At 64.8% G+C, this 15,142-nt stretch carries 13 protein-coding genes; 6 read left to right on the top strand and 7 right to left on the bottom strand.

Going from position 1 to position 15,142, the window contains the following annotated elements:
- Nucleotides 1–96 precede the first annotated feature (96 nt).
- Complete coding sequence (locus tag ACNJYD_RS37025; protein WP_246570906.1) at nucleotides 97–2,346, top strand: TonB-dependent siderophore receptor; 2,250 nt, start codon at nucleotides 97–99, stop codon at nucleotides 2,344–2,346.
- Nucleotides 2,347–2,367: 21 nt separating this feature from the next.
- On the opposite strand, the gene ACNJYD_RS37020 is transcribed toward ACNJYD_RS37025, so the two are convergent.
- From ACNJYD_RS37020 to ACNJYD_RS37010, 3 genes are all read right to left on the bottom strand, one after another.
- Nucleotides 2,368–2,700 (bottom strand): hypothetical protein, encoded by a 333-nt coding sequence (locus ACNJYD_RS37020; RefSeq protein WP_172786231.1) that lies wholly within the window; start codon nucleotides 2,698–2,700, stop codon nucleotides 2,368–2,370.
- 583 nt (nucleotides 2,701–3,283) lie between these two features.
- Nucleotides 3,284–4,732, bottom strand: coding sequence for a glutamine synthetase family protein (locus ACNJYD_RS37015; protein ID WP_439364865.1), 1,449 nt, complete (start codon nucleotides 4,730–4,732; stop codon nucleotides 3,284–3,286).
- A gap of 145 nt (nucleotides 4,733–4,877) precedes the next feature.
- Nucleotides 4,878–6,236, bottom strand: a complete 1,359-nt coding sequence (locus tag ACNJYD_RS37010; protein ID WP_439364864.1) for an aromatic ring-hydroxylating dioxygenase subunit alpha — start codon at nucleotides 6,234–6,236, stop codon at nucleotides 4,878–4,880.
- Nucleotides 6,237–6,349: 113 nt separating this feature from the next.
- Here ACNJYD_RS37010 and ACNJYD_RS37005 point away from each other — a divergent pair, with 113 nt between their 5' ends.
- Together ACNJYD_RS37005 and ACNJYD_RS37000 are read left to right on the top strand one after the other, a co-directional pair.
- A complete protein-coding gene (locus tag ACNJYD_RS37005) occupies nucleotides 6,350–7,135 on the top strand; it encodes an IclR family transcriptional regulator domain-containing protein (protein WP_439364863.1) in 786 nt (261 codons plus the stop codon).
- 132 nt (nucleotides 7,136–7,267) lie between these two features.
- Nucleotides 7,268–7,600 carry a PRC-barrel domain-containing protein gene (locus ACNJYD_RS37000; protein ID WP_172786141.1) on the top strand — a complete coding sequence of 111 codons (333 nt, stop codon included), beginning with the start codon at nucleotides 7,268–7,270 and terminating at the stop codon, nucleotides 7,598–7,600.
- Between the two features lie 86 nt (nucleotides 7,601–7,686).
- On the opposite strand, the gene ACNJYD_RS36995 is transcribed toward ACNJYD_RS37000, so the two are convergent.
- From ACNJYD_RS36995 to ACNJYD_RS36980, 4 genes are all read right to left on the bottom strand, one after another.
- On the bottom strand, nucleotides 7,687–8,121 hold the full coding sequence (locus ACNJYD_RS36995; RefSeq protein WP_212256032.1) for a VOC family protein: 435 nt from the start codon (nucleotides 8,119–8,121) through the stop codon (nucleotides 7,687–7,689).
- A 124-nt stretch (nucleotides 8,122–8,245) separates the two neighbouring features.
- Nucleotides 8,246–9,073: a helix-turn-helix domain-containing protein gene (locus ACNJYD_RS36990; RefSeq protein ID WP_439364862.1), complete on the bottom strand. Its 828-nt coding sequence runs from the start codon at nucleotides 9,071–9,073 to the stop codon at nucleotides 8,246–8,248.
- Between the two features lie 199 nt (nucleotides 9,074–9,272).
- The gene (locus tag ACNJYD_RS36985; protein ID WP_439364861.1) at nucleotides 9,273–9,668 is read right to left on the bottom strand and encodes a group II truncated hemoglobin; all 396 of its coding nucleotides are present in this window, start codon (nucleotides 9,666–9,668) and stop codon (nucleotides 9,273–9,275) included.
- Between the two features lie 3 nt (nucleotides 9,669–9,671).
- Nucleotides 9,672–10,580, bottom strand: coding sequence for a helix-turn-helix transcriptional regulator (locus ACNJYD_RS36980; protein ID WP_439364860.1), 909 nt, complete (start codon nucleotides 10,578–10,580; stop codon nucleotides 9,672–9,674).
- Between the two features lie 121 nt (nucleotides 10,581–10,701).
- On the opposite strand from ACNJYD_RS36980, the gene ACNJYD_RS36975 reads away from it, so the two are divergent.
- From ACNJYD_RS36975 to boxC, 3 genes are all read left to right on the top strand, one after another.
- On the top strand, nucleotides 10,702–12,243 hold the full coding sequence (locus ACNJYD_RS36975) for a benzoate-CoA ligase family protein (RefSeq protein WP_439364859.1): 1,542 nt from the start codon (nucleotides 10,702–10,704) through the stop codon (nucleotides 12,241–12,243).
- Between the two features lie 226 nt (nucleotides 12,244–12,469).
- Nucleotides 12,470–13,282: an alpha/beta fold hydrolase gene (locus tag ACNJYD_RS36970; protein ID WP_439364858.1), complete on the top strand. Its 813-nt coding sequence runs from the start codon at nucleotides 12,470–12,472 to the stop codon at nucleotides 13,280–13,282.
- 123 nt (nucleotides 13,283–13,405) lie between these two features.
- Nucleotides 13,406–15,094: a 2,3-epoxybenzoyl-CoA dihydrolase gene (gene boxC / locus ACNJYD_RS36965; RefSeq protein WP_439364857.1), complete on the top strand. Its 1,689-nt coding sequence runs from the start codon at nucleotides 13,406–13,408 to the stop codon at nucleotides 15,092–15,094.
- Nucleotides 15,095–15,142 lie beyond the last annotated feature (48 nt).

Below are 15,142 nucleotides of genomic sequence, written 5' to 3'. Positions count from 1 at the left end.
GCGCCTCGATCTGGTTACTCCCGGGTTGTCCAAAGACGGAGCTTGGGGAAGACGATGAGGCGTGGCGACGGGCAAACGTTCGGTTGGGAACGGGTGATGAAGGCTGGTCTGGGTGTGGCCGGTCTGGGCGCGGTTTTGCAGTCGACGCCGACCCTTGCACAGGTCTCCGGGACCAATTCGGGATCAACGGCCGCGACATTGCCGCCCGTCACCGTGGAGGCGCCGAGCCAGGTGCGTCCGCGCGCTCCGTCTACCCAGCGCAATTCACCATCGCAGCGCGGCCGTGTCGCGGCGCAACGCGATGCCGCCTCCAGGCAAGCCGGAAGCCGGGATTCGCGTGAGGCAGGTGGCAGTCGCACCACGACGTCGAGCGAGAACAGCTACGTCGCGAACGGCAGCTCCGCGGGCACCAAGACGAACACGCCCCTGCTGGAGACGCCGCAGTCGATCTCGGTCGTGACGCGCAAGGAGCTCAACGACCGCGCCGTGCAGACGCTGACGGAAGCAGTCGGCTATGAGCCGGGCGTGCGCATCGATGCCTCGGGCTACGATCCGCGCTTCGACGCCATTTCGATCCGCGGCTTCGACATCACCTATAACGGCATCTATCTCGACGGCCTGCGTCTCGTCGGCGCCGGCCTTGGCGTGTTCAAGACGGAGCCTTATGGGGTCGACAGCATCACCGTGGTCCGCGGCCCGAGCTCGGCGCTTTATGGCCTCGGCTCGCCAGGCGGACTGATCGATCTGCAAAGCAAGCTGCCGACCAGCCAGCCGTTCCACGAGGTGCAGACGCTGTTCGGCGACCGCGATCGCGTCCAGGGCAATTTCGATGTCTCGGGGCCGATCGATCCCAACGGCCAATTCTCTTATCGGCTGACCGGCGTCGTGCGCGACGCCGACGTCTTCGTGCCGGGAGGCAAGGACAATCGCACCTATGTCGCTCCCGCCGTCACCTGGCGACCGGATCAATCGACAACCCTCACGCTTCTCGGCGCCTATCAGAGATCGAAGACGCCGGGCTCGATGTTCACCTATTCGGCGGGGACCGGCACCACCACGGATATCTTCACGGGTAGCCCGTCCTACAATTCGCTCGATCAGGAGCAGGGGCGGGTCGGCTATCTGTTCGAGCACGCGTTCAACAACGCCGTGACCGTTCGCCAGAAATTCCGCTACGTCGATCTCGACGCGGTTACGCGCTACGTCGGCTTTCTCGGTGTTCCCGTCGGCAATGTCGTGTCGCGTTATACCGGCTACGTCCACGACACGCTGCAATCGGCCATCATGGACAACCAGGTCGAGGCAAGGCTCTCCACTGGCCCCGTGCAGCACACGCTCCTGGTCGGCACCGACTATACGTCGTCGAGGTTCACCGACAAGCAGGGGTTCGGCTTCGGCGTGTCCGATCTCAATCTGGCTGCGCCGGTCTATGCGCCGGAATCGATTCCGGATCCCGCGATCTCGTCCTCCACGGCGCAGCGGCAAACCCAGTCCGGCATCTACATTCAGGATCAGGCCAAGCTCGACCACTGGATCCTGACGCTCAGCGGCCGCAGCGACTGGGTCCGCACCACGAGCGAGGACCTGTTCGCGCTGACCAGGCAGGCGCAGTCCGATCAGGCCTATAGCGGGCGGGCAGGACTGACCTATGTGTTCGATTCCGGTGTGGCGCCCTACGTCGCCTATTCGACGTCGTTCTTTCCCAATCTCGGCGTCGATCCGTCGGGCGCCTTCTTCAAGCCGACCACCGGCAAGCAGACCGAGATCGGCGTGAAGTATCAGCCGCTGGGGACGCGGAGCTTCATCACCGCCGCGCTGTTCGACCTGACCCAGGATGGCGGCCTGGTGACGACGGGCGCGGGCGTGACGATCCAGCGCGGCGAGATTCAAAGCCGCGGCTTCGAATTGCAGGGGCTTGCAAGCCTCGGCAACGGTTTCGATATCACCTCGTCCTACACCTATCTCGACATGGTCACCAAGCAGGCCGGCGACAGCGCGCTGGTCGGCAAGTTTCCGTCCGGCAATCCTCCGCACACCGTGACACTGTGGGGGAATTATGCCCTGCCGCTGGCTGGCCCCTTCGCGGGCCTGAGCGTCGGTGCCGGCGCGCGCTACATGTCCTGGAGCTATGGCGATGATCTGAACACGTTCAGGAACAGCTCGGTGACGCTGGTCGACGCGGCGCTGAAATACGATTTCGGCCAGGCGGCGAAGGAGCTGAAAGGGCTTCAGTTCCAGGTCAACGCCAAGAACCTGTTCAATGTGCACTACACGACCTGTCAGGTCGGTTATTGCTACCGGGGGGCGCCGCTCACCGTCATCGCCACGCTCGGCTATCGCTGGTGAGCGTAGCCGCCGGGCGGACGATTACCAATAGATCCCGTGGCGGTGCAGTTCGCGGATCACGCGGGCTTCGACGGACGGCTGCCGGCGTTTCGGCTTTGGCGTTTCGGTCGTCTTTGCCGCGGGCGTGGTGGTTGATTGCGCCGGAGCTGCGGCTGTCGGTGTCGTCGCGGCGGGCGCGGCCGGCGTCTGGACGTTTGCCGGTGAGGCTTGCGTCGCCTGCGGCGGCGTGGCGGCCGGCTGCTCGGTGGCCGGCTGGTTCGGATTGGCCGCCGCCAGGCTGAGGCTCCGCGAGCCTCCGGCGTGGGCTTGGCTTGCGAGCAGCGACATCGCAGCGATCAGGATCAGCTTGCGCATGGAAATCCCCGTCATCTGGTCAATCGATCTTACCTAATTCCCGTGGGGCTCAACGCGCGAGGCGGTGCACGCCGATCTCGACCAGAGTGGTCCGGCAGGACAGGCGATAGATCAGGCTGAAAAGCTGACTCCACATGACCGAACTCCGTTGTTGATCATTGGAAGCCGTTCTACGCCGCCTGCCTTTCCGGCGTTTTTCGCCGGATGAGGAAAATGGCTTCGTCCGGGGCCGGCGCGATGTCGTCGGAACATTCCGGAAGAAGTCGCCTCACGCCGGCGTGAAGCAGCGTGCCGATCAAGGCCGGACCGGATTCCGATAGAGGCCGGTAGTTGTCCCGAGATGAAGCGTGCGCGGCGCGGCAGTATCGTGCGGGCGGCCTTCAGACCCGGTTATTGTATGAGTTCCGATCGCGAAGACGATCCGCCAATCCTCATCTGCTCAAAATGCAGGCGCCCGATGAAGTTCCTGGCGACACTACCTGGAATAGTCACACTGCCTGCGGAGCACGTTTATTTTTGCGTCCATTGCCGCCGGGTGGACACGATTCGGCTGAAGTGAGGTGCCGGGTCGCACCGGAGCTGCTCAAAACACCTCGAAATATTCGCGATGCTCCCAGTCGGTCACTTCCGACAGGAAGCGATCGATCTCGGCGTTCTTGATGTGGGTGTAGTAGTCGACGAACTCCGCCCCGAGCTTCTCGCGGAAGAACGGGTCGTCCTTGAGCGCTGAGACCGCATCGCGCAAGCTTTTCGGCAATGGCGGCGCCTTGGTCTCGTAGGGCGTGTCGGCCGAGGGGCCGGGATCGAGCTTGCGGTCGACGCCGTCGAGGCCGGAGAGAATCTGCGAGGCCATGTAGAGATAGGGATTGGCCGCGGGCTCACCGATGCGGTTCTCCAGGCGCGTTGAGGCATCACCGGCGCCGCCGAGCACGCGGATCATCACGCCGCGATTGTCGCGGCCCCAGATCGCACGGTCGGGCGCCAGCGAATAGGAGCGATAGCGCTTGTAGCCGTTGATGGTGGGCGTGGTGAACAATGTCGAGGCGCGGGCGTGATCGAGCAGGCCGGCGAGGTAGGATTTGCCGAACGCGCTGAGCGGCTCGCCGCCATCCGTCGCCGCTTCCTGGGCCATGAACAGATTGTCGCCGCTCGCGCGCGAGACGATCGACTGATGCAGGTGCCAGCCGCTCGCAAACACGTTCGGCAGCTTCGGCCGGCACATGAAGGTGGCGTGATAGCCATGGCGGCGCGCGATCTGCTTCACGGCGCTGCGGAACAGCACCATGTTGTCGGCGGGCTCCAGGCCCTTCTTCGGCTGGAACGTGAATTCGCACTGGCTGGGGCCGAACTCGACCTCGACCGAGCGCAACGGCAGCCCCAGCGCGACGATGTCGCGGCGCAGGATCTCCAGCACCGGCTCCATCTGATCGAAGCGTTGCTCGGTGAGATATTGATAGCCGTGGCTGAGCAGGCTGACCGAGGGCGGCGTGCCGGGCTGGCCTGCGTCTTCCGCGCGCATATGCGGATCGTCGAGCCTGAAGATGTGGAATTCCACTTCGAGCCCCGCGACGAAATCGTGGCCGCGCGTGCCGAGCTCACCGAGGACCCGCTTGTAGAGCCCGCGCGTCGCGAAAGGCACGGGACGGCCGTCGTTGAAATAAAGGTCGCACAGCACCCATCCCGTGGTGGGCGCCCACGGCAGCACGCGAAACGAGGTGGGATCGGCGACCATCAGCACGTCGGCCGCGCCCTCCATCTCCTTCATGCCGAAGCCGCCGCCTGCCGTGAACACGGGGAATACCGTGCGATGCGAGGTATCCTTGGCCAGCATGGTGGTGGTGATGGAGCAGCCGCTCTCCAGCGAGGCGATCGCCTCGGATGCGACGATGGTCTTGCCGCGCAGGATGCCGTGCTGGTCGGGGAAGGCGAGGCGGATGACCTCGAGGTTCTTCTCCTCGGCAATGTGGCGCATGCGCTGGGCTGCGTCCCTCTGCTCATCCGACCACAGCGCATGTCGCGCGACGAAAGTCACTTTGCTACTCCTCCAGTCGTGAGGCGCGAAGCATGCGCCACATTCTCCGTCATTGCGAGGAGCTCTTGCGACGAAGCAATCCAGAAATGCATCCGCGGTGACAGACTGGATTGCTTCGCTTCGCTCGCAATGACGAGGATAGACGTCACTCCGCCGCCGTCAGCCGGTGCACGTTGTCCGCGATCTCCTTCGGCACCGGCGCGGTCCATGGCGCGCCGCGGCGGCGCTTGACGTCGACTTCCATCCAATAGGTCTCCCAGCCCCGCGTCGGTCCGATGCCGTCCATCGTCGCCGGCCCCTGAATGCTGCGCGCGTTGGCCGCGTCCAGAAACAGCATCGGCTTCTCGCCGCCGGAGACCTTCTCGATCTCCTGCCGCAGCAGGCGGCGATACTGCACGATCGCCTTGTCGCTCTGTCCGAGATGCTCCTTGGTACGATCCTGGATCGCTCCCATCGATTCCACCGCCCACTGGTCGTGGACGTTGATGTCGTTGCCCATGCCGGTATAGGTCGCGGTCTGCTGCTCGTGCGGATCGAAACCGTAATCGTTAGCTCGGTTCTTGCGCGATTTGTAGTCGGGCAGCTCGTAGAGCTCGAGCCGCTGGTCGCGCATCTTCTGCTTGTCGACCGGGTTCGAATAGCTGGTGAAGATCGCGTACCAATAGCAGTTCTCGTCATCGACGGGCACGTGCCACTGCGTGATCGTCATCTCCGTGCTCATGGGGATGACGAAGCCGTGCGGGAACAGCTGGTTGGTGACGCGCACATGGGTGCGCTCCTCGTCGATCTCGCGCAGCGCGATCAGGCGCAGGCCATATTCGGTGTGCTCGACATTGATGATCGGGCGGTCGTATTCGCGCAGGATCTTCGTCATCGGCAGATCGCTGCCGGCGGAGGCGCCGCGAAACTGCTTGCCATAGGCGGTGGAGGTGTCCTCGTCCTCGAAGAAGCGGTGCAGATAGGAGGCGTGGGCGGGATCGATGCCGACCTCCAGCGCCTGCAGCCAGTTGCAGGCCATGTGGCCCTTGAACGCGAAGGTATGGCTGCTTGGTGCAATGAAGCAGTCGATCTCCGGGAACGCGGGCGGCTCACCCTCGCCGAGATAGGCCCAGAGGATGCCGCTCTTCTCCATGACGGGGTAGGAGCGCTGGCGGATGTTCTGGCAAAGCTTGGAATCCTTCGGCTCGGCCGGCGTCTCGATGCATTGGCCGGTGGCGTCGAACAGCCAGCCATGGAAGGCGCAGCGCAGGCCACCATGCTCGAGCCGTCCGAAAGCGAGGTCGGCGCCGCGATGTGCGCAGTGGCGGTCGATCAGCCCATAGCGCCCGGTCTCGTCGCGGAACAGCACCAGATTCTCGCCGAGCAGTTTCACCGGACGGATCGGCCGCGCACCCTCCAGCTCGTCCACCAGCGCCGCCGGCTGCCAGTAGCTCCGCATCAGCTTCCCGCACGGATCCTTCGGCCCGGTGCGGGTGATCAGGTCGTTCTGCTCCTGGCTCATCATGGCGGTCGCGTCCTTTTCTGGAGAAGCGTTCTGTTCGCCTATTGAACGAATGGGCGAATTATGACATGAGCTGGAGCGCCAGCAAGTACTATTTTGCAGGATTTTCCCCTGACATGCCCAAGCTGAAGCGGACTGAGACTGACGAGCGCGCAACGGATTTCGTCGAGGCCCTCGACCGCGGGCTGCGCCTGCTGCAGTGCTTCGGCACAAATGCCGGCCCGATGACGCTGAGCGATCTCGCCCGCGCTGCCGATCTGCCGCGTGCGACGGCGCGGCGCATGCTGTTCACGCTCCAGCGCGGCGGCTTCGTCAGCGGCGATGGCAAACTGTTCTCGCTGACGCCGCATGTGCTGACGCTGGCCGCGTCCTATTTGCGATCCAACCAGCTCGTCGCGGTGCTGCAACCGGTGCTCGATCGCGTTGCGACGGCGGCGAATGAAATCTCCTCGCTGGCCGTGCTCGACCGCGACGAGGTCGTGTTCATCGCCCGCAGCAGTCCGGCGCGCATGTTCTCCGGCGGCCTCGAGATCGGCTACCGCCTGCCGTCCTTCTGCACCTCGGTCGGCCGCGCCATGCTCGGCCAGCTCGACGACGCCGATCTCGCTGCCCGGCTGAAGACGATGAAACGGGAGGCGCTGACGCCGCAGACGGTGACCGATCCGAAGGCGCTGCTCGCGCGCATCGCTGCCGACCGAGCCCAGGGCTATTCGCTGGTCGACCGCGAGGCCGAGCCGCATTTCCGCTCGATCTCGGTCCCCGTCCGCCGCTACGACGGCGTGATCGTCGCCGCCATCAACATGGGCGCGCATGTCGACCGCGTGCCGGCGCAGGAGCTGATCGACCGCTTCCTGCCGCTGTTGCGGGACGGTGCGGAGGCGGTGCGTTCGCAGTTGCTGTAAGCGTGTAGGGTGGGTTAGCCGAAGGCGTAACCCACCACTTCCGTCCACGCGGAAACTAAAGAGGTGGGTTACGCTTCGCTAACCCACCCTACTCAGCTATAATGCGCTCCACACAAGACCAGGGAGCACGCCATGCAACACACCATGGTTCCCAGTGATCGCGTGGAGCACGTCGCCGTCTACGGACGCGACGGCACGAAGCTCGGCACGATCGAGCGACTGATGCTCGACAAGATGAGCGGAACGGTCGCCTATGCCGTGATCAAGACCGGCGGGCTGCTCGGTACACGTCACCATTATCCGCTGCAGTGGAGCGCGCTGAAATACGATCCGGCACGGCAGGCGTTCCAGATCGAGCAGACGCTGGACGAACTCAGCAGCGGCCCGTGCGAGTTCGATGGCGACGCGTTCGACTGGGGCGACCGCTCGCGGCCCTACCCGCATCCGAATTACTGGTCGATCTAGCGGGGAAACGGTCGGCCAGCGCGCATTCTCGGCGCGGATGCGGCTGGCTCAAGCGGCGCCCGAGCGTTGTCCGACGCGAGCGCCCGCTAGCCGGGAAGCGGCTGCTCGCCGACTTTGGGCCAATAGGTGCCAAAGCTCCAGAGCCCGCCCTCCGGATCGCGCGCGGCGAAATCGCGGCTGCCATAATCGGTCGTGTAGGGCTCCATCTCGATCTGCGCCCCGGCGGCCTTGACCTTTTGATAGAGCGCGTCGGGCTCATCAACAGCGAGATAGACGGCATCCGTCCGCCGGCCGCCGATGTCGCCAACCTGTCTGCCGTAGGCGTCGTCGCGATGCGCGCCCAGCATGAGGATCGACGATCCGAACGCCAGCTCGGCGTGAACGACCGTGCCCTCCTTGCGGTACACCACGCGTTCGGTGAAGCCGAGAACGTTCTTCAGCCAGGCGATCATCGCCTCCGTATCCTTGCAGCGCATGGTGTGGAAGAGGCGCGGCGCTTCATAAACGTTCGGCGGGTTCATGACACTCTCCAAGCTCGTTCCAAGTCCGGTGCAAGTCCTTGTCTGTTGCGAAACCAACCCTAGTTCGGATCAAGCCAGCCGGCTTGAACAAATGGGACCTGGCCGTGTCTCGCCCCGCGTGGCGCTAGCCTCCGCCGTCGCGCATCAGTCGTGGATCGATGACATCGAGCCGCGCGGCCCATCCGGTCGGTGTCTCTCCGCTGAAGATGCGGAAATCGCGCGCAAGATGTGCCTGGTCGGCATAGCCGGCCTCCGCGGCAATGGCCGCCCAGCCGCCTGCGCCGTCCGTCCGGGCTAGGATGCGAGCTCGATGAAAGCGCAGCATCTGGGCCAGCGTCTTTGGCGGAACGCCGATCTCGTGGTGGAAGCGGCGCGTGAGATGCTTGCGGCTCCAGCCGATGTCGGAGGCAATGTCGGCGATTCTGACCGCGCCCGCGCCTCGCCAGAGCGTCTGCAACGCGATAGCGATCTCAGGCGAGGGCTCATGCACGGCGTGGCGAAGCACGAAGTCTTCCACGATCTCGAATCGTCGCTGCCAGCCGGCCGCCTCGGCTACCCTCGCGCGGAGGTCGCTACCGTGCCGCCCCCAAATGTCGTCGAGTCCGACGATCCGTGCGGTCAGATCGGGCACGGCTCCTCCGAAGAAACGATACGCCCCGAGCGGCGTGAAATCGACCTGAACGCATTCGGCGTGTCCGTCGGATTCGATAACGACCGGTCCGGGAAACAGACCCGCCGCGAAACTCGGCCGCGCATCGGCGGTGTCCGGTTGGTGTCCGAGTGCAATACGGAAGGGCGTTCCCAAATTCACCAGCAGAGGCAGTGTAAGCGGCGCGGCGTGCCGGAAGGCGGCCAGGCCGATGCCGCGCTCGCGGTAGAACGAAATGCTGGAGACCAGGCGCGCAAGGCGCGGCGAGGGCGGTCGACGAACGACATCGGGAGGCGCGTCCATCGCACGCTACCTTTCGTCCGCCTCGCGCTCCACCGCCTTGTAGAGCACGGCTGCCATCTCGCGTGTGCTCGCGTCCGCGCGCACGGTGTCACGGAGGATCTCGGTCATGTCTGGAGCTTAGCAGGCGATCGCGGCGGAACTCAAATGACCCGGTGCAGGGTACGCGATACGCCGTCGAACTGCGCCAAAGGCGGCCCTGTCACGGCCGGTTGCGCATCCAATCCGCAAGGCTCGACAGTGCCTTGTCGAGATCCTGCCGTGCGATGGCATCGGTGATCGTCTGCTCCATCGCGCCGCGCATGCACAGCATCCACGCGTCGCGCTCGGCGTCTCCAATGGAAAAGCCGAAATGGCGCTGGCGCAGCCGCGGATGGCCTTTCTCGGGCGTATAGAGCCGCGGGCCGCCGGTCCATTCAGTGAGATAGCGCTTCAGCACGTCCCTGATCGGGCCGAGGTCGTCCGCATGCATGGCGCGGATGATCTTCGCCTCCGGCAGCGTGTCCATGCGGTCGTAGAAGCGGTCGACCAGGGCGTCGATCGTGGCGCGGCCGCCGATCCGCTCGAACATGGAGATTACGGTGGTGGTGTCGGTCATTCTCTACAGCGCCACGCTGCGTAGGCCGAAGCTGCGGGCCTCGTTCTGCAGCACCGGGCGCACCGCATCGATCAGGCGCGCGGCGGCGGCGTCGACCGACAGCCCCGCCGTATCCACCACCGCGGTCGCGCGCGAATACAGCGGCTCGCGGCTCAGCAGGATGTTGCGCAGCTCCGTCATCGCCGAGCGATCATCCGCCATCGGGCGCAGATCGCCCTGGCGGCGCACGCGCGCCATGTGCTCCTCGGGCTCGGCCTTCAGCCAGATCGTGTAGAACGAGCTCAGGACCTTGTCGAAGGTCAGGGGCTCGGAGACGATGCCGCCGCCGGTTGCCAGCACCATCAGCTCGTTGCGCGCCAGCAGCTGTTGCAGCGCCGCCTGCTCCATGCGGCGAAAGCCTTCCTGGCCGTAGAGCGCGATGATCTCGGCGACCGAGAGCCCGTTCTGCTGCTCGACCTCCTTGTTGAGCTCGACAAAGCTCCAGCCGATCTTCTTCGCCAGCATCCGCCCAAGCGTCGACTTGCCGGCGCCGCGCAGGCCGATCAGCGCGATGCCGCAGAATGGCGCGCGCCGCGGCGCGGAGGCGCTGGCCCCAGTGAGCAGATCTTTTGCTTGCGCGATCTGGCTGGGGGTCGCCTTGCGCAAGAGGTCGCGAAACATCTGCCAGTCCGGCGTCGGATCGGCGCTTGGCAGCAGGTCTTCGAGGTGCGCGCCCATCGCGTCGGAGACGCGGCGCAGCAGCACGATCGAGACATTGCCCTTGCCGCTTTCGAGCTGCGCGATGTAGCGCTCCGAGATTCCCGATACCTTGGCGAGCACTTTGCGCGACATGCCGCGCAGCGCGCGCATGGTGCGCACACGCTGGCCGAGCTGTTCGAGGAAGCGGGATTCGGCGTCGGGACTTTCGGTCATGAGCCTTCTTTACAGGTGTCCTGCGGCGCGTTTTAATGAAACATAGTGCCTGCTGGCATTGACAGCAAGCCGCCGTGGTGTCTTTCTATGAATTATAATTCTAAATTCGGGAGAGATGTCCGTGAGCGAGGGATCCTACAACGCGGTGACCTGGCTGCTCGACCGTAACGTCGAGGAGGGCAGGGGCAGCAAGCTGGCCTTCGATGACACCGTCTCGCGGCTCACCTATGGCGAGCTCCAGCAACAGACCCGGCGCGCCGCCAACATGCTGCGCCGGCTCGGCGTCCGCCGCGAGGAGCGCGTGGCGATGATCATGCTCGATACGGTCGATTTTCCGATCGTGTTCCTGGGCGCGATCCGCGCCGGCATCGTGCCGGTGCCGCTCAACACGCTGCTGACCGCGGACCAATACGCCTACATCCTCGCCGATTGCCGCGCGCGCGTGCTGTTCGTGTCCGAAGCGCTCTACCCCGTCATCAAGGACGTCGTCGGCCGCATGCCTGATCTCGAGCATGTCGTGGTCTCCGGCGCCAAGCAGAACGGCCACAAGCAGCTTGCCGAAGAGCTGGCCGCCGAGAGCGACCAGTTCACCACCGCCGCGACGCATCCGGACGAGCCGGCGTTCTGGCTGTATTCGTCGGGGTCAACGGGCATGCCCAAGGGCGTGCGCCACATCCATTCCAATTTGCAGGCGACCGCCGACACCTACGCAAAACAGGTGCTCGGCATTCGCGAGAGCGATGTGTGTCTCTCCGCGGCGAAATTGTTCTTCGCCTATGGCCTCGGCAATGCGCTGACCTTTCCGATGTCGGTCGGCGCCAGCGTGATCCTCAACAGCGAGCGGCCGACCCCGGCGCGCATGTTCGACCTGATGAACCGCTACGATCCCTCGATCTTCTACGGCGTGCCGACGCTGTTCGCGGCGATGCTCAATGACGAGACGATGAAGAGCGAGCGCGGCGGCAAGGCGTTGCGCATCTGCACCTCCGCGGGCGAGGCGCTGCCGGAATCGGTCGGCAACAGCTGGAAGGCGCGCTTTAACGTCGACATCCTCGACGGCGTCGGCTCGACCGAGCTGTTGCACATTTTTCTTTCGAACGCGCCCGGCGACATCAAATACGGCTCGTCCGGCAAGCCGGTGCCAGGCTATGCGGTGCGGCTCGTCAACGAAGCCGGGCAGGATGTTGCTGACGGCGAAGTCGGCGAGCTCCTGGTCGATGCGCCCTCGGCCGGCGAAGGCTACTGGAACCAGCGTCACAAGAGCCGCCGCACCTTCGAGGGACCGTGGACCCGCACCGGCGACAAATATGTCCGTGACGCGGATGGCCGCTACACCTTCTGCGGCCGCGCCGACGACATGTTCAAGGTCTCAGGCATCTGGGTCTCACCGTTCGAAGTGGAGAGTGCGCTGATCACGCATCCGGCGGTGCTGGAAGCTGCCGTCGTGCCCGAGGCCGATCCGGAAGGACTCTTGAAGCCCAAGGCCTTCGTCGTGCTGCGTCCCGGCGCCAAGACGACGGATTTGCAGGAGATGCTCAAGGAGCACGTCAAGCAGAAGATCGGCCCCTGGAAATATCCGCGCTGGATCGACGTGGTGGACTCGCTGCCGAAAACGGCGACCGGCAAGATCCAGCGGTTCAAGCTGCGGGAAGGGGCGCATTGAGCGTGTGGCGCTTGCTTACCCTCCAGGGGAGGGGGAGGGTCGGCACGCGATGGAGCGTAGCGAGACGCGTGACGGGGTGGGGTGATCTCTCCACACGGGCACTGCATCTGCGGAGAGGCTGTCACCCCACCCCGCTTCACATCTCGCTGCGCTCGCTGTGAATCGACCCTCCCCCTCCAGGGGAGGGTGAGCATCTCGGCATTTGGCTAGGAATGGGAATTCGACCATGACCAATCTCACCCCCACCGGCTTCCTCGACATCGGCGGCGTCAGCCTCGAATACAAATGGCTCGCGCCGCAATCGGCCGACGCGCCCACCATCGTGATGCTGCATGAAGGCCTCGGCTCCGTCGGCCTCTGGGGTGATTTCCCGGAGAAGCTGCAGCAGGCCACGGGCGCGGGCATCTTTGCCTATTCGCGCGCAGGCTACGGCCAGTCCAGCCCGGTCGCGCTGCCGCGGCCGCTCGACTACATGCATCGCGAGGCCCTGGACGTGCTGCCGAAGCTGCTCGATGCGATTCAGTTCAAGCGCAGCCTTCTGCTCGGCCATTCCGATGGTGCCTCGATCGCCACCATCTATGCCGGGGCGCATCAGGATCATCGCCTCAACGGCCTCGTGCTGATCGCGCCGCATTTCATCGTCGAGGACATCTCGATCAAATCCATCGCCGCGATCAAGACGACGTTCGAGACCACGGACCTCAGGTCAAAACTCGCGCGCTGGCACAAGGACGTCGACAATGCCTTCCAGGGCTGGAACGGCGCCTGGCTCGATCCGAAATTCCGCGATTGGGATATCTCCGAATACCTCGCCTACATCCGCGTGCCCGTCATGATCGTGCAGGGCGCAGATGATCAATATGGGACGCTGCGCCAGGCCGAGATCGCGCAGGAGGAATGTTACTGCCCAGTCGACCTGAATGTCTTTGCCGGCGCGGCGCATTCCCCCCATCGCGAGGCCCCGGGACCCACCCTCGATGCCATCACGCAGTTCGCAAAGGCCGCCTTGCGGGACGATCCAGGGCTTCAGGCCGCATGAGGCGCATGCGATCGAGATGAAGCAAAGTGCATGTGAGTCCGAGATTCGGGCTAGACTGACTGGGCAAGATGCACTATTGTGCATCTAACGCTCGAAATGCATAACCAAGCTTAAGGGTGGCTCATGGCCGGGGAAGATCGGCGCCTCGCAGGCGGCGCGACATTCATCGATTTCCAGACCGAACCGTCCCGCTACAAGCATTGGAAGCTCGCGGTCGAGGGCGACGTCGCGACGTTGACCATGGACGTCGACGAGAATGGCGGCCTGTTCGAGGGCTATTTGCTCAAGCTCAATTCCTACGATCTCGGCGTCGACATCGAGCTGGCCGACGCGATCCAGCGCCTGCGTTTCGAGCATCCCGAGGTGAAGGTCGTCCTGCTGCGCTCGGCCAAGAACCGCGTGTTCTGCGCCGGGGCCAACATCCGCATGCTCGCGGGCTCGACCCATGCGCATAAGGTCAATTTCTGCAAGTTCACCAACGAGACCCGCAACGGCATGGAAGATTCTTCGGAGAATTCCGGCCAGCGTTTCATCACGGTCGTGAACGGCTCCGCCGCCGGCGGCGGCTATGAGCTGGCGCTCGCGACCGATCACATCATCCTCGCCGACGACGGCTCGTCCGCAGTAGCGCTGCCCGAAGTGCCGCTGCTCGCGGTGCTGCCGGGCACCGGCGGTTTGACCCGCGTGGTCGACAAGCGCAAGGTGCGCCGCGACCACGCCGATGTCTTCTGCACCATCGAGGAAGGCGTGAAGGGCAAGCGCGCCGTGCAATGGCGCCTCGTCGACGAGATCGCGCCGAACTCCAAGCTCGAGGCCAAGATCGCCGAGCGCGCCAAGGAGTTTGCGGCGGCCTCGACCCGCAAGGGCAGCGGCAAGGGCATCGCGCTGACGCCGCTCAAGCGTCTGATCGACCAAAACAGCATCCGCTACGGCCTCGTCACCGTCGACATCGATCGCACCGCCCGCATCGCCACCATCTCCATCAAGGCGCCGGAGACTGCGCCGCCCGCCGACATCGACGGCATGATGGCGCAAGGCGCCTCGTTCTGGCCGCTGCAGGTGGCGCGCGAGCTCGACGACGCCATCCTGCACTTACGCATCAACGAGCTCGAGATCGCCATGCTCGTCTTCAAGAGCCATGGCGACCGCGCCCATGTGCTGGCCTGCGATGCTTTCCTCGAAGCCAACAAGGCGCATTGGCTGGTCAACGAGATCAGGCATTACTGGAAGCGCGTGCTCAAGCGCGTCGACGTCACCTCGCGCACGCTGGTGACGCTGGTCGAGCCCGGCTCCTGCTTTGCCGGCACGCTCGCCGAGCTCGTCTTCGCCGCCGACCGCTCCTACATGTTGATCGGCACGCGCCAGGGCGACAACCGCCCGCCGCCCTCGATCGAGCTGTCCGCGATGAATTTCGGCCCGTATCCGATGAGCCATGGCCTGACGCGGCTGCAATCGCGCTTCCAGGCCGACCCGTCCGATCTGGAGCGCGCGGAAGCGACGCTCGGCACCAGCCTCGACGCCGAGCAGGCGGAAGAGCTCGGCCTCGTCACCTTCGCGCTCGACGACATCGACTGGGACGACGAGGTTCGTGTGTTTCTCGAGGAGCGCGCCAGCTTCTCGCCCGACAGCCTCACCGGCATGGAAGCGAGCCTGCGCTTCGTCGGCCCCGAGACGATGGAATCAAAGATCTTCGCCCGCCTCACCGCCTGGCAGAACTGGATCTTCCAGCGCCCGAACGCTGTCGGCGAGGAGGGCGCGCTGCGCCGTTACGGCAGTGGCCAGAAGCCGAAATTCGATATGACGCGGGTTTGATGATGATCGTGTCCCGGGCGCGCTGCGGCACGAAGTGACGCTGCGCAG

The organism is Bradyrhizobium sp. SPXBL-02 (assembly GCF_051853065.1).
GTDB lineage: Bacteria > Pseudomonadota > Alphaproteobacteria > Rhizobiales > Xanthobacteraceae > Bradyrhizobium.
This window is presented reverse-complemented; position numbering and strand designations above follow the sequence as displayed.

Excerpts from the sequence above, each read along its gene's own strand:
- ACNJYD_RS37025 (WP_246570906.1), top strand. The coding sequence starts at position 97 with ATGAAGGCTGGTCTGGGTGTGGCCGGTCTGGGCGCGGTTTTGCAGTCG.
- ACNJYD_RS37020 (WP_172786231.1), bottom strand. The coding sequence starts at position 2,700 with ATGCGCAAGCTGATCCTGATCGCTGCGATGTCGCTGCTCGCAAGCCAA.
- ACNJYD_RS37010 (WP_439364864.1), bottom strand. The coding sequence starts at position 6,236 with ATGATGAGCCAGGAGCAGAACGACCTGATCACCCGCACCGGGCCGAAG.
- ACNJYD_RS37005 (WP_439364863.1), top strand. The coding sequence starts at position 6,350 with ATGCCCAAGCTGAAGCGGACTGAGACTGACGAGCGCGCAACGGATTTC.
- ACNJYD_RS37000 (WP_172786141.1), top strand. The coding sequence starts at position 7,268 with ATGCAACACACCATGGTTCCCAGTGATCGCGTGGAGCACGTCGCCGTC.
- ACNJYD_RS36995 (WP_212256032.1), bottom strand. The coding sequence starts at position 8,121 with ATGAACCCGCCGAACGTTTATGAAGCGCCGCGCCTCTTCCACACCATG.
- ACNJYD_RS36990 (WP_439364862.1), bottom strand. The coding sequence starts at position 9,073 with ATGGACGCGCCTCCCGATGTCGTTCGTCGACCGCCCTCGCCGCGCCTT.
- ACNJYD_RS36985 (WP_439364861.1), bottom strand. The coding sequence starts at position 9,668 with ATGACCGACACCACCACCGTAATCTCCATGTTCGAGCGGATCGGCGGC.
- ACNJYD_RS36980 (WP_439364860.1), bottom strand. The coding sequence starts at position 10,580 with ATGACCGAAAGTCCCGACGCCGAATCCCGCTTCCTCGAACAGCTCGGC.
- ACNJYD_RS36970 (WP_439364858.1), top strand. The coding sequence starts at position 12,470 with ATGACCAATCTCACCCCCACCGGCTTCCTCGACATCGGCGGCGTCAGC.
- boxC (WP_439364857.1), top strand. The coding sequence starts at position 13,406 with ATGGCCGGGGAAGATCGGCGCCTCGCAGGCGGCGCGACATTCATCGAT.